General features: G+C 67.8%; 18 protein-coding genes. 11 read left to right on the plus strand and 7 right to left on the minus strand.

The window, feature by feature from the left end; all coding sequences use genetic code 11:
• Positions 1-71 precede the first annotated feature (71 nt).
• The 6 genes from ADK36_RS32880 (at position 72) to ADK36_RS32905 (ending at position 6,677) form a co-directional block, all read left to right on the plus strand.
• A complete protein-coding gene (locus tag ADK36_RS32880; RefSeq protein ID WP_425315340.1) occupies positions 72-1,031 on the plus strand; it encodes a Bug family tripartite tricarboxylate transporter substrate binding protein in 960 nt (319 codons plus the stop codon).
• 53 nt (positions 1,032-1,084) lie between these two features.
• Positions 1,085-1,609: a tripartite tricarboxylate transporter TctB family protein gene (locus ADK36_RS32885; protein WP_234329962.1), complete on the plus strand. Its 525-nt coding sequence runs from the start codon at positions 1,085-1,087 to the stop codon at positions 1,607-1,609.
• 34 nt (positions 1,610-1,643) lie between these two features.
• Positions 1,644-3,128 (plus strand): tripartite tricarboxylate transporter permease, encoded by a 1,485-nt coding sequence (locus tag ADK36_RS32890; RefSeq protein WP_048584446.1) that lies wholly within the window; start codon positions 1,644-1,646, stop codon positions 3,126-3,128.
• Positions 3,129-3,145: 17 nt separating this feature from the next.
• Positions 3,146-3,541 carry a universal stress protein gene (locus ADK36_RS32895; RefSeq protein WP_048584392.1) on the plus strand — a complete coding sequence of 132 codons (396 nt, stop codon included), beginning with the start codon at positions 3,146-3,148 and terminating at the stop codon, positions 3,539-3,541.
• A 3-nt stretch (positions 3,542-3,544) separates the two neighbouring features.
• Positions 3,545-4,672 (plus strand): DUF475 domain-containing protein, encoded by a 1,128-nt coding sequence (locus ADK36_RS32900; RefSeq protein WP_048584393.1) that lies wholly within the window; start codon positions 3,545-3,547, stop codon positions 4,670-4,672.
• A gap of 265 nt (positions 4,673-4,937) precedes the next feature.
• Positions 4,938-6,677 carry a VanW family protein gene (locus tag ADK36_RS32905; RefSeq protein WP_053200053.1) on the plus strand — a complete coding sequence of 580 codons (1,740 nt, stop codon included), beginning with the start codon at positions 4,938-4,940 and terminating at the stop codon, positions 6,675-6,677.
• Positions 6,678-6,691: 14 nt separating this feature from the next.
• Here the strand turns inward: ADK36_RS32905 and ADK36_RS32910 are convergent, their stop codons facing one another.
• From ADK36_RS32910 to ADK36_RS32940, 7 genes are all read right to left on the minus strand, one after another.
• A complete protein-coding gene (locus tag ADK36_RS32910) occupies positions 6,692-7,600 on the minus strand; it encodes a UTP--glucose-1-phosphate uridylyltransferase (protein ID WP_048584395.1) in 909 nt (302 codons plus the stop codon).
• A 22-nt stretch (positions 7,601-7,622) separates the two neighbouring features.
• On the minus strand, positions 7,623-8,288 hold the full coding sequence (locus ADK36_RS32915) for an HAD family hydrolase (RefSeq protein WP_063776917.1): 666 nt from the start codon (positions 8,286-8,288) through the stop codon (positions 7,623-7,625).
• A 47-nt stretch (positions 8,289-8,335) separates the two neighbouring features.
• Entirely contained in the window at positions 8,336-9,220 is an 885-nt protein-coding gene (locus tag ADK36_RS32920) for a TIGR03619 family F420-dependent LLM class oxidoreductase (RefSeq protein WP_048584397.1), read from the minus strand.
• On the minus strand, positions 9,221-10,162 hold the full coding sequence (locus ADK36_RS32925) for a VOC family protein (protein ID WP_234329963.1): 942 nt from the start codon (positions 10,160-10,162) through the stop codon (positions 9,221-9,223).
• Positions 10,163-10,164: 2 nt separating this feature from the next.
• Entirely contained in the window at positions 10,165-10,911 is a 747-nt protein-coding gene (locus ADK36_RS32930; protein ID WP_048584398.1) for a cupin domain-containing protein, read from the minus strand.
• A complete protein-coding gene (locus ADK36_RS32935; RefSeq protein WP_078916494.1) occupies positions 10,901-12,130 on the minus strand; it encodes a sedoheptulose 7-phosphate cyclase in 1,230 nt (409 codons plus the stop codon). The genes ADK36_RS32930 and ADK36_RS32935 overlap by 11 nt, the downstream gene beginning before the upstream one ends.
• A gap of 134 nt (positions 12,131-12,264) precedes the next feature.
• Positions 12,265-13,647, minus strand: coding sequence for a glycosyltransferase (locus ADK36_RS32940; protein WP_159391223.1), 1,383 nt, complete (start codon positions 13,645-13,647; stop codon positions 12,265-12,267).
• 1,048 nt (positions 13,648-14,695) lie between these two features.
• Between ADK36_RS32940 and ADK36_RS32945 the strand changes: the two genes are divergently transcribed.
• The 5 genes from ADK36_RS32945 (at position 14,696) to ADK36_RS32965 (ending at position 20,638) form a co-directional block, all read left to right on the plus strand.
• Positions 14,696-15,427 (plus strand): SDR family NAD(P)-dependent oxidoreductase, encoded by a 732-nt coding sequence (locus ADK36_RS32945; RefSeq protein ID WP_048584400.1) that lies wholly within the window; start codon positions 14,696-14,698, stop codon positions 15,425-15,427.
• Positions 15,428-15,671: 244 nt separating this feature from the next.
• Positions 15,672-16,451, plus strand: a complete 780-nt coding sequence (locus ADK36_RS32950) for an SDR family NAD(P)-dependent oxidoreductase (protein WP_053200057.1) — start codon at positions 15,672-15,674, stop codon at positions 16,449-16,451.
• Positions 16,452-16,827: 376 nt separating this feature from the next.
• Complete coding sequence (locus ADK36_RS32955) at positions 16,828-17,811, plus strand: NAD-dependent epimerase/dehydratase family protein (RefSeq protein WP_048584402.1); 984 nt, start codon at positions 16,828-16,830, stop codon at positions 17,809-17,811.
• A gap of 84 nt (positions 17,812-17,895) precedes the next feature.
• Positions 17,896-19,572 (plus strand): glycoside hydrolase family 13 protein, encoded by a 1,677-nt coding sequence (locus tag ADK36_RS32960; RefSeq protein WP_053200060.1) that lies wholly within the window; start codon positions 17,896-17,898, stop codon positions 19,570-19,572.
• A 79-nt stretch (positions 19,573-19,651) separates the two neighbouring features.
• A complete protein-coding gene (locus ADK36_RS32965; protein ID WP_053200061.1) occupies positions 19,652-20,638 on the plus strand; it encodes a glycosyltransferase family 2 protein in 987 nt (328 codons plus the stop codon).
• The last annotated feature ends 19 nt before the right edge of the window (positions 20,639-20,657 follow it).

Consider the following 20,657-nt stretch of genomic DNA (forward strand, 5'->3'; position numbering starts at 1 on the left):
CGGCCGAGCGAAAGAGATGAGCCATGAGAACTCGACGAGCCGCGGTTGTCGGAGCTCTTGCCGCCGTTTCGATGGTCGCGGTCAGCGCCTGTGGCGCCACCGCCGACAAGGAGGAGGGGAGCGGGGGCGGGGACGGGAAGCCCGTGACGGGGCTGCGCCTCATGGTCCCGAACACCCCGGGCAGCGGTTACGACCTCACCGCCCGCACCGTCACCCAGGTCATGCAGGACACCGACGTCGCCTCCGGCGTCCAGGTGTTCAACCTGCCCGGCGCCAGCGGCACGGTGGGCCTGCAGCGCCTGGTGAACGAGAAGGGCAACGGCAAGATGGCCATGCAGATGGGCCTGGGCGTCGTCGGAGCCTCGTACACCTCCAAGTCCGAGGCGACCCTGACCGACACCACGCCGATCGCCAAGCTGATCGAGGAGGCCGGCGCGATCGTCGTGCCGAAGAACTCCCCGTACAAGACGATGGACGACCTCGTCACCGCCTGGAAGGAAGACCCCAAGAAGCTCGCCGTGGGCGGCGGCTCGTCGCCGGGCGGCCCCGACCACCTCCTCCCGATGCAGCTGGCGAAGGCCGTCGGCATCAAGCCGAAGGACGTCAACTTCGTCTCGTACGACGGCGGCGGCGAGCTGCTCCCGGCCATCCTCGGCAACAAGATCGCCTTCGGGGCGAGCGGTTTCGGTGAGTTCCTCGACCAGATCGAGGCCGGCCAGGTGCGTGTCCTCGCGGTGACCAGCGAGAAGCCGATCGACGCGCTCAAGGACGCCCCCACGCTCAAGGACCAGGGCATCGACCTGGTCTTCACCAACTGGCGCGGCATCGTGGCCCCTCCGGGCATCACCGCCGAGCAGAAGAAGACCTGGGTCGACTCGCTGACCAAGATGCACGACTCCGACGAGTGGAAGGAACAGCTGGAGAAGAACGGCTGGGTCGACTCCTTCGTCACCGGCGACGAGTTCGGCACCTACCTCTCCGAGCAGGACAAGGCGGTCGCCGACATCCTGGCCGAGCTCGGGCTGGCATGAGCTCCCCGCAGAATCCGGTGAATCCGGTGAATCCGGTGAATCCGGTGAATCCGGTGACGGAAGAGACCGTGGCGGACTCCCGTCCGCCACGGGAGGGCGGGGACCGCGCGCAGTACGGCGTGTGCGTGTTCCTCGCCCTGCTGGGCACCGCCGTGATCGTGGACGCCCTCGGCATCCCGCACATCACCAGCGGCACCGACCCGGTCGGCCCGCGCGCGGTCCCGCTGCTCCTGGGCGGCCTGCTCCTGCTGTTCGCGGTGCTGTACGCGGTGGACGTGGCCCGGGGCGGCCGCGGTGAGCCGGAGGGCGGCGAGGACGTCGACCTGTCGAGCGGCAGCGACTGGCGCACCGTCCTGCTGCTGATCGCGGTGTTCGTGGCGAACGCCCTGCTCATCGAGCGGCTCGGCTGGGTGATCAGCGGGTCCCTGCTCTTCTGGGGCACGGCGTTCGCCCTCGGCAACCGCCACTACGTCCGCAACCTGCTGATAGCGGTGACGCTCTCGCTCACGACCTTCTACGCGTTCGCGATAGGGCTCGGCGTGAACCTCCCCGCCGGTGTCCTGCAAGGAATCCTGTGAGGCCTGGCCCGTGACGGACAACCTGAACAACCTGATGCAGGGCTTCGCGGACGTGATGGATCCGCTGAACCTGCTGCTCGCCCTGGTCGGTGTCGTCATCGGCACCGCGGTGGGCGTCCTGCCGGGCATCGGCCCGGCGATGACGGTGGCGCTGCTGCTTCCGGTCACCTACGGCATGGAGCCGGTGCAGGCGTTCATCATGTTCGCCGGCATCTTCTACGGCGGCATGTACGGCGGCTCGACGACCTCGATCCTCCTGAACACCCCCGGCGAGTCCTCGTCCGTGGTCACCGCCATCGAGGGCAACAAGATGGCGAAGGCGGGCCGCGCGGCCCAGGCGCTGGCCACGGCGGCGATCGGCTCCTTCGTGGCCGGCACCATCGGTACCCTCCTGCTGGTCCTGATCACCCCGTTCGTGGTCGACTTCGCGGTCAGCCTGGGCGCCCCCGACTACTTCGCGCTGATGCTGCTGGCGTTCATAGCCGTGACATCGGTGCTGGGCTCGTCCCGCGTCCGAGGCTTCATCTCGCTCCTGCTGGGCCTGACGATCGGTCTCGTCGGCATCGACTCGGTGTCCGGCCAGCAGCGACTCACCCTGGGCATACCGCAGTTGGCCGACGGCATCGACGTCGTCGTGGTCGCGGTCGGCATCTTCGCGGTCGGCGAGGCGCTGTGGGTGGCCGCGCATCTGCGGCGCAAGCCGGCCGAGGTGATCCCGGTCGGGCGCCCGTGGATGGGCCGGAAGGACTGGAAGCGGTCCTGGAAGCCCTGGCTGCGCGGAACGGCGTTCGGCTTCCCCTTCGGGGCGCTGCCGGCCGGCGGCGCGGAGATCCCGACCTTCCTGTCGTACGCCACGGAGAAGCGGCTCACCAAGCACCCCGAGGAGTTCGGCAAGGGCGCGATCGAGGGCGTGGCGGGCCCCGAGGCCGCGAACAACGCGTCCGCGGCGGGCACCCTGGTCCCCATGCTGGCGATCGGGCTCCCCACGAACGCCACGGCAGCGGTGATGCTGGCGGCCTTCCAGTCGTACGGCATCCAGCCCGGCCCCCTCCTCTTCGAACGTGAGGCGAGCCTGGTCTGGGTCCTGATCGCGAGCCTGTTCATCGGCAACCTGCTCCTGCTGCTCCTGAACCTCCCCCTGGCCCCGGCGTGGGCGAAGCTGCTCCAGATCCCGCGCCCGTACCTCTACGCGGGCATCCTCTTCTTCGCGTCGATGGGCGCCTACGCCGTCAACGCCCAGCCCCTGGACCTGTTCCTCCTGCTCACCCTGGGCCTCCTCGGCTTCGCAATGCGCCGCTTCGGACTGCCGGTCCTGCCGCTGATCGTCGGCGTGATCCTGGGCCCGCGCGCGGAGTTGCAGGGCCGGCGCTCCCTCCAGCTGTCCGGCGGAGAGCTGTCGGGTTTGGTGGGCGGCCCGGTGTCGTACTCGGTCTATGCGGTGATCGCGCTGGTCCTGCTGTGGCCGCTGATCCGCCGTTTCGTGGTAAGTCCCCTGAGCGCGCGAAACGCCGCTGCCTGAGACGTCTGGAGTTCGAGATGACCATCCTGGTCGGCTACGTCCCCTCCCCCGAGGGCGAGGCTGCCCTGCGGGCAGGGATCGACGAGGCCCGCCGCCGAGGCGAGAAACTGCTGGTGGTGAACACCACCAGGGGTGACGCCCTGGCGGACCCCCGCTTCGCCCAGGAACCCGATCTGACCCATGTACGCGAGGACCTCGCGGCCCTGGGCGTCGACTTCGACGTCCGCCAGGTCCTGGGCGCCCGTGACGCGGCCGCGGAGATCATCGACCTGGCGGAGACGACGGACACGTCCCTGGTGGTGATCGGTCTGCGCCGGCGCAGCGCGGTCGGCAAACTGATCATGGGCTCGGCGGCCCAGCAGATCCTGCTGGGCGTGGGCTGCCCGGTCCTCGCCGTGAAGGCGGAGGGCTAGGCGATGATGCTGCGAATCTTCGGCTGGTCGTTCGCCGTCACGGTGGCCGGCCTCGTCTTCGCCGCGTGGCAGTGGGGCTGGGAGGCCTTCGGGATCGTACTGATCCTCTCGATCCTCGAAATCTCCCTGTCCTTCGACAACGCGGTCGTCAACGCCGGGATCCTGAAGAAGATGAACGCCTTCTGGCAGCGGATCTTCCTCACCGTCGGCATTCTGATCGCGGTGTTCGGCATGCGGCTGGTCTTCCCGGTGGTGATCGTCGCCATCAGCGCCCGGGTCGGCCCCGTCGAGGCGGTCCGGCTCGCCCTCGACGACCCCGACCGCTACCAGGACCTCGTCACCGACGCCCACCCGGCGATCGCGGCCTTCGGCGGCATGTTCCTGCTGATGATCTTCCTCGACTTCATCCTGGAGGACCGTGACATCAAGTGGCTGACCTGGCTGGAACGGCCGCTCGCCAGGCTGGGCAGGATCGACATGCTGTCGCCGTGCGTCGCGCTCGTCGCCCTGCTGGCCACCGCGATGACCTTCGCCACCCACGCCCACGTCAGCACGGGCCACGCGGACAAGGCGGCCACGGTGATGCTCTCGGGCGTGGCGGGCCTGATCACGTACCTCGTGGTCGGCGGCCTCTCGTCCCACTTCGAGAACAAGATCGAAGAGAAGGAGGAACACGAGCACGAGGAGGAGGAGAAGGCCAGGGCGGAAGGCAAACCGGTCTCGGCGGTCGCCCTCGCGGGCAAGGCGGCGTTCTTCCTCTTCCTCTACCTGGAGGTCCTGGACGCGTCCTTCTCCTTCGACGGCGTGATCGGCGCCTTCGCCATCACCAACCACATCTTCTGGATGGCGCTCGGCCTGGGCATCGGCGCCATGTACGTCCGTTCCCTCACGGTCTACCTGGTCCGCCAGGGCACCCTCGACGACTACGTGTATCTGGAGCACGGCGCCCACTACGCCATCGGCGCCCTCGCCGCGATCCTCCTGATCACCATCCAGCACCAGATCAGCGAGATCATCACCGGCCTGATCGGCGTCGTCCTGATCGCCGCCTCCTTCCTCGCCTCCGTCCGCCGCAACCGGGCACTGGCAACGGCGGAGGCCGAGAAGACGGAGGTGCCGTCCAGGACGTGACGCGAACGCCGTCACACCGTTCGTCGTCGGGGGGCGCGGGGTCCGGGACCTCACCGCGCCCCTCTTCGACGCCGGAAACGACAGAAACTCGCCGGCAGGGCACCCGGGAGCCGGTCGTCGCTGCGGCTGTGCGCGTGATCCGAAACATACGTGGTCTGCGACATAGGCGTTTTCGCCCGATTATGGCTAGCTGGATGTGCTTGCCTCGCGCACAGCGTCGCGTCATCGGACGCGCCGTCCTGTCGATCGTCCGCCCGGGAGACCCATGCGCCTGCGCGTCCCTGCCGCCCAGCGAAACGCCTCAGCACCCCGCATCGCCTCCATTCCGCCCCTCGCCCTGGCCGGCGGCGGCCTGGCCGTCGGTGTCGGCGGCCTGTATCTCGCCGGGCTGCTGCTCGCGGGCGGGGACATAGACGCCGGTACGACGGTGCGCGGGGTGAACATCGGGGGCCTGAGCCGAGCGGAGGCCGTCCGGAAGCTGGAGGAGCGGCTCGGGTCGGCCGGCTCCCGGGACCTCGCCGTGACCGTCGGTGACCGCGAGAGCACGGTCGATCCGCGGCAGGCCGGCATCACCTTCGACTTCGAGGAGACCGTCGACCGGGCGGTGCGGGCCGACGACATCGACCCGTTCACCGTGATCGGCGGGCTCTTCCGTTCGGGTGGCCCCGTCCAGCCGGTCGTACGCGTCGACGAGGACAAGGCCCACGCCGCCCTGGGAAAGCTGGCGAAGTCGCTCGACCAGAAGGTCCGCGACGGCGCCGTCACCTTCGCGGACGGCGAGGTCGACCAGGTCGCCCCGCACAACGGCTACGCACTCGACACGGACGCCGCGGTCGCCCCGCTGCGCGCCTCCTTCCTGCGCGGCGACGCGGGCGCCGTCACGGCCCTGCCCGCCCGCGAGACGAAACCCGAGGTCACGGCGGAGGAGGTACGACGGGCGGTGCGCGACTTCGCACAGCCGGCCATGTCGGCACCGGTCAGGCTCACGGCGGCCGACCGCCGTTTCACGATCTCCCCGGACGACCTCGGCGAGTACCTGACGATGCGGCCGGACGACACCGGCAAGCTGACCCCGAGACTCGACGCCAAGGGCCTGCGCGCCTCCCCCGCGGTGGCCCGCAACCTGTTCGGCCTGCCCGCGGAGCCCCGGAACGCCACGCTGCGCCTGGTCGGCGACCGGGTCGTGGCGGCCGACGACGCCAGGTCCGGCGTACAGATCACCGACAAGGCGCTCGGCAAGGCCGTACTGCCCCTGCTCACCAAGTCGGGTACCGCCCGCACCGGCGAGGTGGCCGCCCGTGTGACCCCGCCTGAGGTCACCGACGAGAACGCCGCGAGGCTGGGCCTGACGGAGAAGATGTCCTCCTTCACGGTCAACTTCGAGCCGGCTCCGTACCGCACGAAGAACATCGGCCGGGCGGCCGAACTGATCAACGGCTCCGTCGTCATGCCGGGCAGGACCTGGAGCTTCAACCGCACCGTCGGCGAACGCACCGAGGCCAACGGCTTCGTCGAGGGCATCATGATCCTCAACGACGAGTTCACCAAGGCGCCCGGCGGCGGCGTCTCCGCCGTGGCCACGACCATGTTCAACGCGATGTTCTTCGCCGGGGTCAAGCCCGTGGAGTACGGCGCCCATTCGTTCTACATCGAGCGCTACCCGGAGGGCCGCGAGGCGACGGTCGCCTGGGGCAGCCTCGACCTGAAGTTCAACAACGACTCCGGCAACGCGATCTACATCCAGGCCGAGTCCACCGAGACCTCGGTGACCATCACCTTCCTCGGCACCAGGAAGTACGACGAGATCGGATCGGTCACCGGGCCGCGTACCAACGTGAAGCAGCCGGAGCGGAAGGTCAGCACCGACGAACGCTGCGTCCCGCAGACCCCGTTGGAGGGATTCGACGTCACCGTGCAACGGGTCTTCGTCGCCGACGGCCGAGAGGTGAAGCGGGAGCCGTTCCGCACGCACTACACCCCGCGGGACGAGATCGTCTGCGAGTGACGCCCCGACACGAGCTACTCGGACGCACCCGGCCCGCCGAGTTCCCGGGCCAGCTCGTGAAGGCGTGGGCCGTATTCCGGGTTGGCGAGTGCCGCGGCGAACTGCGCGATGAGATAGGTCAGGGGATTGCCGGTGTCGTACCACTTCCCCTGAATCACCTGGCCGTACATGGCGCGACTGCCGGCATATGCATTGATGGCGTCGGTCAGGTAGATCTCGCCGGTCCGGTGCTCGTACCAGCGCTTGGTCTGCTCACGCAGCTCGTCGATGATGTCAGGGGTGACGACATAACCGCCGATGGCCGCGTAGCCCGACGGCGCGTCTCGCGGATTCGGCTTCTCCACCAGGCCGGTGATACGAAGGAGGCCGTCCCCGAAATCCTCCTTGACCACGGGCACGCCGTAACGCTGGGAATCGTTCGCGGCCATGGGCATCAGGGCCAGCACGGGGCAGCTCGTCGCTTCATAGGCCCTGATCAGCTGCTGTGCGCGAGGCACCCCCGCGACGAACACGTCGTCGGGCCACAGGACGAGTATCGGTTCGTCACCGAAGTTCCGCGCCGCGTTGAGAACCGGGGTTCCGTTTCCGTACGGGCCGTGCTGGTGAAGGTAGGTGATATGCCCGCTCCGGGAAAGCTCACCGACTTCCTCCACGGCGTCGGCGTAGGCGGTCTTGCCCTCCTTGCGCAGCTGAGCGACTAGCGCCGGATTCGGACGGAAATGATCCTGGATCAAACTCTTGTCGCCCGAGACGACAATGGTGATGTCGGTGATCCCTGAAGCCACGAGCTCCCGCACCGTGTGCTCGATGACCGGCTTGTCACCGACCGGGAGCATTTCCTTCGGCGTCGCCTTCGTCAGGGGAAGCAGACGCGATCCGAGCCCCGCGGCGGGTATGACCGCCCGGCGGATGGTCTTCGACATGGGGCCCTTTCGGCTCGATGGATCAGGCACTGTCATCGCTGTTCGTCTCCGCCAGGCAGGCAAGCAGGTCGCCGGGGCTGCGCAGCAGTAGGTCCGCCGGTGCGGCGGCATCGTAGAGATGTCCCCAACCCGCCGCCGCGCCGATCACTCCCGCACGGCGCGCGGCTTCGAGGTCGGTGGGCGCGTCTCCGATGTACACCGCGTTGTCGACGTCGACGGGAATGAGGGAGCAGGCCTTGCGGATGCCCGCCGGATCGGGCTTCGGTTTCCCGACCTCGTCTCCTCCTACCAGGACCGAGAAATGATCCAGCAGCCCCGCGGCTCCGAGGAGAATCTCCGCGGCTCGCCGACTCGCGCCGGTGAAGACCGCGAGAGGGACGGTCCCCTGAAGCCGTTCAAGGACGCTCTTGATGCCCTCACACGGCATGACGGCACCGGCACGCCGGGCGAGTATCCCGTGGTACACGTCGACTTCCGCATCACCGCACGGGCGTTGCAGCAGCTCGGTGAGCATGGACACGGGTGGGCCGAGCGAGTAGAGAGCGACGATCTCCGCCGTGCTGCGTACCGTTCCTCCCAGCACGCGCACGGTCTCGCTGAAGGCATCGGGGACGACCGACGCGGAGTCGATCAGTGTCCCGTCCATGTCCCATACGACGGCCGTGACTTGCTTCCGGCCCGGCGCCATCCGCAGCACCACGGAATCACCCGCACTTTCTGAGGTCGACCATTTCCCTACGCCACCGCTGCGGCGGCTCTGCGCAGTGTGGTGAACACATGCCCTGGTGTCTGCCAAGGGACGTCGAGTACGACTTCGTCGAAGCCCGCCTCCTGGGCGATGGCAACCGCTCGCGTCGTATCGTCCGCAGACCCGCCGGCGCAGTTGAGCTTCAGGACGCTGGTGAACCGGCCCGTTCGCCCGGCGTCCCGCCGTACCTCACCGATCTCCTTCAGGTGGGCGGCGAGAGTGTCCGTCTCCATCTGTTCGAGGTCGGCGACGGCGAGCCAGCCGTCCCCGGTCCTGGCGGCGCGTCTGCGGGCCGGCGCGCTCACGCCGCCTACTAGGAGGGGAGGGCCGCCCGGTTGAACCGGCATGGGATGCATCCACAGATCGGCGGGGATGGTGAAGTGGTCACCCTCCATCGCGCGGACGTGGCCCTGCCAGGCGTACCGCATGATCCGCATGCACTCCTCCATGCGGGAGCCGCGGTCCTCGAAGGAGTAGCCGAGCGCCTGCATCTCCTCGGCGAGCCAGCCGGCGCCGACTCCCAGGACGAGCCTCCCCGCGGAGAGGACATCGAGTGTGGCGGCCGTCTTGGCCGTCGCCACGGGGTGACGCTGGGGCAGGACCAGGACCGCCGTCCCCAACCGCGCGGTCGTGGTCACCGCGGCGACGTGGGCCAGACACGTCAGAGCCTCCAGTTGGGGGTCCCCAGCGGCCCACGTCATACGGCCGTCCGCACTGTACGGGTACCGCTTCCGGCTCTCCCCGACCATCGCCAGGTGGTCGTTCACCCACAAGGAAGCGGCGCCCTCGTCCTCCGCCCGGCGGGCCAGTGCGGCAAGCCCCGGGTCCCAGGCTGCCGACGAGGTCGTCGGCAGCGATACACCGATCTCCATCTACGCCGGTCCCTCCCCGTCGCTGAACTGCGACCAGGCCGCGCACGGCCCGAAGCGCCGACGGGGAGTGTCCCGCTCGTAGGGCAGGTGAGCTGGAAGGCTGATCAGCTCCATCTGCATTCCCCAGGGGGTGAGGAAGTAGAGCCACCGGTCGCCCGCGATGGGACCTGTTGTCACGGAGCGAGGATCTCCGAGGAGCTGAACCCCCGGCTGCTTGCGGAGATACGCCGCGGCCTCGTCGATGTCCCGGACGTAGAAGGCGAGATGGTGGCCCCCGTGATCGCTGTTCTTGGGCATGGTGCGGTTCTGGTCCGGCGCGGTGTACTCGAACAACTCGATGTTGGTGACCGGACCGAGCCGGAGCATCGCGATGTCGGCGGTGGCGCGGGGATGCACGTTGAGGGCCTCACGCATCCACTCGTCATCGTCCGAGCGGATGGTTCCCTCGCGGTAGAGCAGGTCGGCGCCGAGTACGTCGACGAAGAAGCGCACCGCTTCGTCCAGGTCGGGCACGGTGTACGCGATGTGATCGACGTTCGTGGCAGTGGGAATGCCGCGCGCGGGTGCCTCCAGGGAGGGGGCACGCGGGGGGAGACGGCGAGCCACGGCGTCCGGGACACAGGTGATGACGATGATCTCGGTCGTGGACAGGGAGAGGAGTCGTCCCGCGGTCCCGGCCGGAACGAGGACGACGTGGCCGGCCCTGACGGGGCTTTCACGTTCCTCCGGGTCCGCTCGGAACGTGGCGTCGCCGCTTACGACGTACCACAGGTACTCGGTGCCCGCGTCGGGATCCGAGCGGTGCACGCTGCCCTTTTCCAGGACCACGTGATCGATCGACTCGCATTCGCTGAACAACATTCCGCGGCGGGCGAGGGATCGCCAGTGCCTGGAGGCGCTGCCGCCGACCAGGGCTGTCGCGGCGCCCCTGCTGTCGGTCACGATCACAGCTTGTGGCCCCCCTCGATCCCCATCGGAATCTCGAAGCTGGCGCAGACGGCCTTGAGTCCTTCCGCGGCCGCGGTGATGCGCAGTCCCTCACCGCCCGCCGTGGTGACCGCGATGCCCGGGCGGATCGGGACATCGCCTGATTCGGCCGTGACGGTGGCCTCGCCGCTGAGGACGAAGAGGGTGTGCTCGGCGCCATGACCGGGCAGGAACTCCGACCCGCCGGGCGTCAGTGACAGCATGCGGATCCGCCGCAGCGGGCCCTGCAGGACGGGATGGGGGTCCACATCCCTCTCCTGCTCGAGATCGATGATCGTCGCCTTTCCGTGGGGAAGGGGCATGGGTGACACGGCCTTTCGGGTCGAGTGGGCGAGGGCCACGGTCTGCGGGGCGGGGACTTCCAGGGTCAGCCAGCTGAGCGGCCCCGGACCCACGTTCCGCAGACCGTGAGTGGCGCCCAGCCCGGTCAGGATCAGTTCGCCTGCCCGTACCGGCTTGGCGACTCCGTTGAGCAGCGCCTCGCCTTCGCCGCTCAGCAGCACGTAGACCTCTTCGGTGCGGCTGTGCAGGTGCTCGCCGCTGAGGCCGCCTGGTGGGACACAGGCCCACTCGACCGCTTCGTAGGGGCCGCGTAAGCCCGTTCCGCCCGCGATCGACCTCCACTGCGTCAGGCCCGCGGCTCCGTGGACCCCGTAGACCTGGGACGGCAACTCCAGGTCCGCGATGAGAAGTTCACTCGCCATCAAGGCCTCCAGCCATCAAGTCGTCGAGGGCGTGGCGGATTTCGTCGGTTGTCAGGTCGTTGACGAAGCAGGCGGCGCCGATGCCCACCGGGAGGGGCAGCCGCTGGAGCCCGTCCCGGTGGCGGACCGTGTCGTCCAGTGCCGCGGCCAGCCCGGCGACGTCACACACCGGGTGGTACTGGGGAAGGTTCATGCTGCGCATGACTCGGCCGATGCGCACCTGTTCGCCGAGCGTGAGCAGACCTCGCCGACGAGCGATCGAGGTAGTCAGGGCCATGTCAATATTGACGGCCTCGCCATGCAGCAGGTCCGGCAGAGCCTTCATCTCGATGGTGGGACTGAAGGTATGGCCGTAGTCGACGAGTCGTTCCAGGTTGCTTTCCCAGAGATTGGGCTGCAGCTCCTCGAGCATGCCCTGGACCGCACGTTCCAGTACCTCCTGGGCCACGTCTCCCTCCCCCTGTCGCGACCGCAGCCGCGAGGCCACCAGAGCGGGGCCGTGCTCCTCAAGCAGTTCGAACAGGCGAAAGTCCTTGACCAGGGCGATCTTCAGGATTTCAGCGAACCCGTTATGGAGGTGCCGTTCGGCGAGTGTGGTCAGGAACGTCTTGTCGAGGAGGGCCAGCGACGGGGCGAAGTACGTGCCGATCCGGTTCTTGTGGTTTTCGAAATTCACGCCAGTTTTGACCCCCACGCCGGCGTCTACGAGGCCGATGAGGGTTGTGGGAATGCGGACGTAGGGTGTGCTGCGCCGGTAAAGGCTCGCCGCGAACCCGACGATGTCGAGGAGTACGCCGCCACCGATGGCGATGATCGGCTCGTGCCGGCGTGAGATGCCGAACTCATTCAGGTCGCGGACGACGTGGGCCACGCTGTCCATGGTCTTGTTGCGCTCCTCCGCCGGGAGAACACAGAAGTGCGGGCGGAGACCATGGGCTTGGAAATATTGCCTCAGCCGGGCTCCGTAGTGTGCCTCGATACGGTCGTCGAGCACGATGAACCGGCGGTTTCCGGTGCGTTCGCCGGCGCCTGCGAGGGCGAGGTCCTCACGCGTGGGGTCGAGAAGATTGTCGACCATGCGTACTTCGTAGCGGACCGGTTTGGTGGCTTGCACGAGCCAGGTCGGCGCACTGTCGCCATGCCGGAAAAGTCCCGGGCCGCTCAGAGGATTCTGTATCTGCGGCAGAGAGGGGGCAAAGGACTGGGCGGTGCTCTCCATGGATGCTGATCCTTACCGGGGTGTGGGGGTCGATCGGGTACGTCCTTGCACGTGCTTGTCCAGGCCCGCCGTAGAAGAGCACGCCGTGTATGAGCTGCGCACTTCCGCGAGAAGCACAACGGCTCAGCGCCTTGTCACGGTTGCTCCATGATCCGGTGGCCCGACAGAATTCTGCGGTAGAGGGTGCAGTAGTCCAGGAATTCGCGGTCGATGAGAAACTGGCTCGCGCAGCGGCGTCGAGCGGCTTCCCCCATCTTGTTCCGGAGTGCCGGGTCTTCGAGGAGTTGCACGACAGCGCGGCCGAACGTCTGGAAATCGTGTGGATTGCGGATCAGCAGCCCTTCGATGCCGTCACGGATCTGGGCCGGTATTCCGCCCACGGCGCTGGCGACGATCGCCTTTCCCTTCCACATCGCCTCTGTGACGGTGAGCCCGAATCCTTCCCGCAGGCTCTTCTGCAGTACGACGTCCGCGCGCTGTTGCAGGGCGTTGACGACCTGCGCGTTGGTGTCGGTGTCCGTCAGGGAGAGGGTCACGACATGAACCCGCCTCCTTGTGGAGGGCGGAAGCCCCTGCCAGGCCTCTCGCAGCCTGTGGAGGATCTGGGCCCCTTCCGGATCGTCCGGGATGTCAGCGGGATCCGGGCCGGCGAGCACGAGGTGGGCGTCGGCCCGGACAGGGGCCACATATGTGGCGAAACCCTCCAGAACTCCGGCCATGTCCTTGAGCGGATCCCACCGGGAGACCTGGATCACCATGGGGGCGTCGGGCGGTAGGTGATCGTCTTGCAGGACGCGCGCCCCTCGGGTGTTCCGGGTCGGCCTGCCGTCGGTGGGGGGCTCCAGCCCGATGGCCCTGAGCAGTTCATGGACGGCGGGCGCCGCCAGCGGGCGGTTCTTCCGACTCGCGGGGTCGATCGACGGCCGCAGCACGAGGACCTTGCCGTCCTCCTGCCGCAACTGGGGCGGGGCGTATTCGGCAACGGAAAATCCGCAGACCTCCGGCGTGCGTAAGTAGGGCCGCAGGAATTGCCAGGTCTCGTCGACAATGCCTGACGCTACCGATGTCCCGATATGGCAGCGCCATGCCACGCGCAGTCCACGAGCAGCGAGGTGGGGCGCCAGGCCAAGGGTCTGCGGGTCATGGAGGACACATATGTCGTCGACCCCCACCCAGTTCGCGACTTCTTCTGCCTGGCGGCGCGTGGTGGTTTCGTATAACTTTCGCTCGACCTCCCCGAGGCTGCCGACCTCGTCCACGCCGCCATGCAGACGATGATGCAGTCGCTTCGTCACCGTGAAGAATTCCGCCTCGCCGTTCAGCACAAGCCACCGGGCACGAATCCCCGAGTCGTTGTGAAGTCTGACGGAGCTGTCGAGCAGCTCCGCCACACCACCGCCTGTTGCCGTTGTGTTCACGTGCCAGACAGTGCGGCCGGCCATGACGGCCGCCAGGCCGGGAGGAAGAGTTACGGGTGAGGAGACCGCACGGCCAGGATCGGGCTTGAATTCACTCACGAGCGATCCCACAGCATCTCACATTCTGGTGTCTCATTGCGGGCACAGCTTCAATCTCCGGTGCTGCCCCCCGAGTCTGAACGCCACCTCATTGAGAGGTATGCCGAAAAACCGAAAGAGGCTGGCGTGTGAATTTCACGCAAACCGCAGATCGCCACCTCTGAGCAAGCGGCGCGACAAGATCCACTTAGAGAGTAGTGAGCGCTTTCCTGCGGAGTCAAGTGCATACTCTCGGTCACCTTTCCCGGGCCCCTGGAGGCCTGAAGGCAGGAATCACCCGAGCCGTTCGGAATGTCGAACAAAGGGGGTGACATAGCTCCTTGGCCAGGGAAATTATCTACCCCCGAGCGAAAATCCATGGAGACCGAAAGGGGGTATATCGACCTTCCGGCTCAACGTCGTCGACCGTTCAACAATCGCCACCCCGAACAAGCGTTCGAGCACTTCGGGCCAATGTCTTCACCGGCGCTTGATTGAGGGCTGGCCCGAGCCGGGACGGCGCGACTAACGTTCGGGCCGCTCAGGGGTGACCCGGGCGTCTTGGTCATGGCAATAAGGGGGAGGCCATCGTTAATTCCCGGCGCGGCCGGCCGGCCGGCCATCGCGGCGGGGCGACTCGGCTCCGTGCGCGGACCGACGCGTTCCTGTCCACGCCGGCGACAGAGCGGGTGAGGCCCGTCGTGGGCAGACGCCCCCCGGGGAGACGGAGAGCTTCGCGGGTCGGCGTCCCGCTGCGCCAGGGCGAGGCCCCGGGCAGCCCTCGGTCGTGTCGCCCGGTCCTCAACCGCAGACGTCTGTCCCGTTCTTGAGGGCCGACGGGCCGCTGCTGTCCGCCAGGCGACGCCTGCGTCCAGGTCCGCGTCCAGTCGGGTCGGCTTCCGTCGGCCCCGTCGACCCCGTCGGCCTCCGTCACCTTTCGTCCGCGGCGACATCCGGCCGCGGCAGAACAGCTCGACCGCGTCGAAGCACCAGCCGGGCCGTAAGGCCGCCCGCGAGGCAGCGGGCCCGAACGACCCACAGCACGATGAACCGCCGCACAAGGAGAGACGTGTCCGAAAGCACGCAGGAACAGCCGGCAGAACGTGGCCCCTTACTGATCGTCGGGGCCAGCTCCGGATTCGGCTTCGCTCTCGCTCAGGAGCTGAGCCGACAGGGGGAGACCGTGATCGGCATGGCTCGGTCCGCCCCGCCCGTGGGGACTGCCTTCGACTACAGACAAGCGGACGTCACCGACGATGTGTCGCTGGGCTCGGTGATCGACAGCGTCGTCAAGGCTTACGGCACGCCGTACGGCTTGGTCTACTGTCCGTCCGACACCTCCGCGGTCGGGCACTCCTGGGAACTCGACCCCGAGGAGCTACGGGGGCTGTTCGATGTGACGTTGCTCGGGTTCGTCCGGGCCGTCCGCCGGGTCGTTCCCCTGATGCAGCGTCAGGGCGCCGGCAGTATCGTCCTCGTGGGTTCCCGTGCCGCACGAGTTCCCGTGGAGACCTTGGCCGGTTATGCCTCGGCCAAGGCGGCGGCGGAACAGTACACGCTGTGCCTGGCGCGCGAACTGGAGCCTTCCGGTATCAGCGTCAACGTCGTCGGGATCTCTGCCGACACACCGCTCGCGCGGGAGCATCTCCGGCTCCGCGCACGGACGCTTGACCGCACGGAGGCATACCCGGCACTGCCGGCGGTCGAGGACAATCTCGCTCTCGCGCGCTTCCTGCTCACTCCTCAAGCGCGGTTTGTCACCGGCCAGACCATCGAGGCCCGTCAGCCTCTGTGGACCTGAAGCGTGGCAGCGATACCGCGGCGATTTCGACGTCCCGGTTCTCTCACCGCTGTCAGCGCCTGAGTGACGGTCGCGCACGACGCCGACAGACCGTCACCCAGCGGCCGGGCGACAGTTCACGGATGTCTTCCCTGCCCGCCATGGCTCCGTCTGGTGCGCCGGCGCCCTCCGCGTGCCATGGCGGATCGTCCCGCCCGACCGGGATGCAATCCCTGTTCACCGTTCAAGAACGAAAGAGGCACGGATGTCCCGACAGTCCCACACCGTCACCGGATCGAGGTGCCTGGTCATAGGCGCCACCGGGGCCATCGGAAGCGCTGTCACGGAGCATCTACGGGCTGCCGGCGCCCTGGTCGTCACAACGGGCCGCGGGCCCCTCTCCGGCGGAGCGGCGACGCCGGAGGGGTCGCAGTCTCCGGTGCGGCACATCGAACTGGATGTGCGGGATCCGGAAGCTGTCGCCGGCACGGTCGATGAAGCCGCCCAGGCCATGGGAGGGCTGGACGCCCTTGTCTACTGCCCGGGCGTGGCGCACGTCGGGCCCCTGGACGGGATCTCCCCGACTCAGTGGAACGAGATTTTCGAGGTGAACACGAGAGGCTTCGGCCTGGCCGTCGCCGCTGCGCTTCCCTACTGGCGTGGCGATACGCCCGGGCGGGCAGTGGCCGTATCCAGCCAGGCCGCACGTCGCGGACAGGCGCTGATCGGCGCCTACTCCGCCTCCAAGGCCGGCCTTGAGGGGCTGGTCAGGGCCCTTGCCGTGGAACTCGCGAGCGTGGCTCGCGTCAACGCCGTCGCCCCGGGCATCGTCCCCACCGAAATGATCCACGAGGACTTCCGACGTCAGGCCGCACAGCAGGGGCAGCCAGTGGAAGTGATCGAGGAGAGAACTCTTGGCCGCATCCCCACCGGGAGTTTCCAGGACGCCGCGGCGGTCGCCGCCGCAGTGGGCTTCCTGGTGAGCCCGGCGGCGGCACACATCACCGGACAAGTCCTCGGTGTCGACGGCGGGATGACCGCGTGACCACGGGGAGCCGCCGATAAGGCGGGCCGCACCGGACCCCGGTGCACAGGGAGGCAACGCGTCCCCGGACCCGGCACAGCGGCAAGCCTGTCCGCGTGGACCGGCATGACCTGCGCCCTGGTCATGCGACGGCAACGTCCTGGCCGCTCAGCCAACTCGGCGGCCTGGTCCGCGAGCGGATTCGGCCCCGCCCGGCTGAAGGGGAGCCGGTCAGCCACGCCTTCGGCGGCCCGCGGTGCTCGCCGGACGCCCAACCGGCCCAAGAGACACGCCTGATCGCGACGGGACGCCGCTCGCCAAGGCGTGAACCGGCAAGGGAGCTCCCCCTTCTCCGCTGGTTCACAGCCCGACACGACGTATGCGAAAGGAACACATCATGGCAAACTCTCCGATATCACATGACCGTACGCTCCGTAGGGCCGCCGTGACGGGCGGGTCAGGATTCGTAGGCCGGAACCTCGTCGCCGCGCTGCTGAGCGCTGGAATCGAAGTACGGAGTGTGGACAACCGCCCCTCGGAGCCCGTACCAGGGGCATCGGCCGTGACAGCCGACCTGCGCGATCCTCAACAGGCGGTCGAGGCGCTCGCCGATGTGGACGTCGTCTTCCACTTGGCCGGCAATCCCAGCGGCACCGTCTCGGTGGAAGACCCCCTGCTGGACTTCTCCTCCAATGCCGTCGTCGGCATCAACGTCCTCGAAGCCGTGCGCCACCACGCGGGGACACGGCTGCTGTACCTCTCCACTGCCATGGTTTACGGGCAACCGGAGACGACCCCGTGCCATGAGAAGGATCCCTGCCGCCCGTTCTACCCCTACGGCGCGAGCAAGCTGGCCGTCGAGCACTGGCTGAACTCCTATGTGGCCGCCTACGGCATCGACGCGAGCGCTGCCCGGGCCTTCGTGGTGTACGGCCCGGGAGAAGACCCTCGCCGTGCCGGGGCCGAGCCGGGCCAGTTCCTCAGGTGGCACCTGAACGGCGCCCCGATCCGCATCACCGGAGACCCCGACACCAAGATCAGGGACTTCGTGCACGTGGACGACCTGATCGCGGGCCTGTTGGTCGCCGCGAGGAGAGGAGAGCCCGGCGCTGTCTACAACGTGGGGTCCGGAACCAGCGTGTCCCTGCGCGAGTTGGTGAGCGTCATCGAGGCGGCGACCGGACGGAGCGCGGAGGTGACGGTCGACGAGCGGGACCTGACGGACAGCTATGCCCTCGTCGCCGACATCAGCGCCCTTCGCGAGCTGGGATACGAGCCGCGGACCCCGCTCGGCGACGGCATCCAGCGGCTCGCGGCCGCGATGGGGCCCGCCCCCGCCCTTCCTGCGCTGAGCACCGTGTTGTCCGCCACGAATCACTGACGTCGCGTCCATCCGGACAGAGCCGCCCCGGAAAAGCCGCCCCGGACAGAGCCGCTCCGGAACAAGCCGACAGGGAGAAGAACCGTGCACACCTCAGGCCTCCCGGCCGCTGACAGCCGCTCCGTCGTCCCGCAGGACGAACCCACGGGCTGGTGGCGGGATGCGGTGATCTATCAGATCTACATCCGCAGCTTCGCCGACTCCAACGGTGACGGCATCGGTGACCTGCAGGGCATTCGCAGCAGGCTCGGCTACCTGGCCGGCCTGGGAGTGGACGCGCTGTGGATCAACCCGTTCTACCCCTCTCCGCAGGTGGACTGCGGCTACGACGTCGCGGACTACCGGGACATCGACCCGGCCTACGGCACGCTGTCCGACTTCAAGGAACTCCTCCAGGACGCCCACGCCCACGGGCTCCGGCTGATCATCGACATCGTGCCGAACCACACCTCTTCCCAGCACCCATGGTTCACCGAGGCGCTGGCAGCCGCTCCCGGCTCCGAGGCGCGAGACCGCTACCACTTCCACCCCGGCAAGGGCGAGGGCGGGAACCTTCCGCCCAACGGCTGGCAGTCGGCCTTCGGCGGCGGCCCCGCCTGGACCCGCGTCACGGACGACAGCGGCCGGCCCGGCCAGTGGTACCTCCATCTGTTCACGCCCGAACAGCCCGACCTGAACTGGGAAAACCCGGAAGTACGGGCCGACTTCGAGAAGACCCTGCGGTTCTGGCTCGACCTGGGCGTAGACGGCTTCCGTATCGATGTGGCCAACGCGATGATCAAGGCTCCCGGCTATCCCGAAATGGTCGACGGACCAGACCCGGACGACGGGTCATCGCCCTGCTGGGACCGGGACGACGTGCACCACATCCACCGGTCGTGGCGCCACGTACTCGACTCCTACCCCGGCGAGCGGATCGCCGTCGCGGAAGCGTGGGTCCCCACGGTCCAGCGCCTCGCCATGTACCTGCGGCCCGACGAGCTCCATCAGGCATTCAACTTCGACTACCTCAAGGCCGAGTGGTCCGCCCCTCAGCTCCACCGCATCATCAGCGACTCCGTCACCGGGCTGGGCGCCGTGGGCGCGCCCGCCACCTGGGTGTTGTCCAACCATGACGTGGTACGGCATCTCACACGCTTCGGCGGCGGAACCGTCGGTCTCCGCCGGGCGAGGGCCGCCGCGCTCCTGATGCTCGCCCTCCCCGGTTCCGCGTACGTCTACCAAGGCGACGAACTCGGCCTGCCGGAGGTGACGGAGCTGCCGGACGATGCCCGACAGGACCCCGTGTGGCTGCGTTCCGGGGGAGCCAACCCCGGGCGAGACGGGTGCAGGGTCCCGCTGCCATGGGCCGGCCGGAACGCTTCCTACGGATTCGGCCCGGCGCACTCCGACCGCAGCTGGCTGCCTCAGCCCACCAGTTGGGCGGACCTGACGGTGGAAAAGCAGGAAGCCGACCCGGGATCCATGCTCAGCCTGTACACCCAGGCGCTGAAACTGCGGCGTGGGCTGCCGCGCGCGGACGACGGAACGCTGGAGTGGACGGACACATCAGCGCCGGACTCCGGTCTCCTCGTCTTCCGTCGTCCGGGCGGATTCATATGCACCGTCAATTTCGGTCCGCAGGACATCGAGATCGAGCGCCCGGGCGACCTGCTGCTCTCCAGCTCGCCCATCGACGGCACATCGCCGCGGCCGCTTCTCCGGGCTGACACCACAGCCTGGTGGAGCGACGAACGGGGGGACACCCGGACCCAGCAGTGACCGGGTGCGCCCGGCGGTGCCCTGACGCATGACCTGCAAACGGCCCTTCCGGGCTCACCAAAACTTCTAAGGACGCCCCATGACCAAGCCTGTTCTGAGCGTGGTTGTACCCGTCTACAACGTGGCCGAATACCTCAAGGACTGCCTGGACTCCTTGAAGGCACAGTCACTGGAGGCCATCGAGGTCGTCGTGGTCGACGACGGTTCGACAGACGGCAGTCGTGAGCTGGCCCGGGATCTGATATCGGATGACCCGCGTTTTCGGCTGGTGGAGACGAGCCACGGGGGCCTGGGCAGGGCCCGGAACATAGGTGTGGCGGCCTGCGGAGACACCGAGTACCTGGCTTTCGCGGACAGCGATGACCTGGTCACGCCGGATGCCTACCTGAAGATGGTTTCCCTGCTCGAGTCGAGCGGCTCGGACTTCGTCACAGGAAACGTGCAGCGGCTCACCGGCACGGAATTGACGCAGGCATGGCAGTACGAGCAGATAAAGACGACCCGCACCTCCGTGCACATCACCGAGGACCTGTCGCTCCTCACGGACCGCGTGGCCTGGAACAAGGTGTTCCGGCGCTCATTCTGGGATGAACGCCAATTGTCCTTTCCGGAAGGCATGCTCTACGAGGACTCACCCGCCATGATCCCAGCCCATTTCATGGCGAAATCCGTGGATGTGCTGCACGAGCATGTCTATGTCTGGCGGGTCCGTGCCGGCTCGATCAGCCAGCGGCTCACAGACCACCAGGGGGTGGCCGACCGAATCGCGGGATGCCGGCACGTCAGCGAGTTCCTGGCTCACGCAGAGGACGGAAGGTGGGCGAAGTTCAAGCCTGTTTACGATCGCTCGGTCCTCGTGGATGACCTTTTCGACTGGCTGAAGACCATCCCGATGAACAACGAAGCGTTTCGTGCGGCATTCCTGGACGAGATGGGGAGTCTTATCGAGAGCTTCGCGCCGGGAACCCTGTCCGGCCTGCCCGAAGATCTGCGACTGCGCTGGACTCTCGTACAGGAAAGGAAAATGGAGGAACTGTTGGAGGTACTTTCTCCGGTCCGCGAATAATCCTGCCGAGTCGCGCCCG

The organism is Streptomyces viridochromogenes (assembly GCF_001270495.1).
In the GTDB taxonomy this organism is placed as follows: Bacteria; Actinomycetota; Actinomycetes; order Streptomycetales; family Streptomycetaceae; genus Streptomyces; species Streptomyces viridochromogenes_A.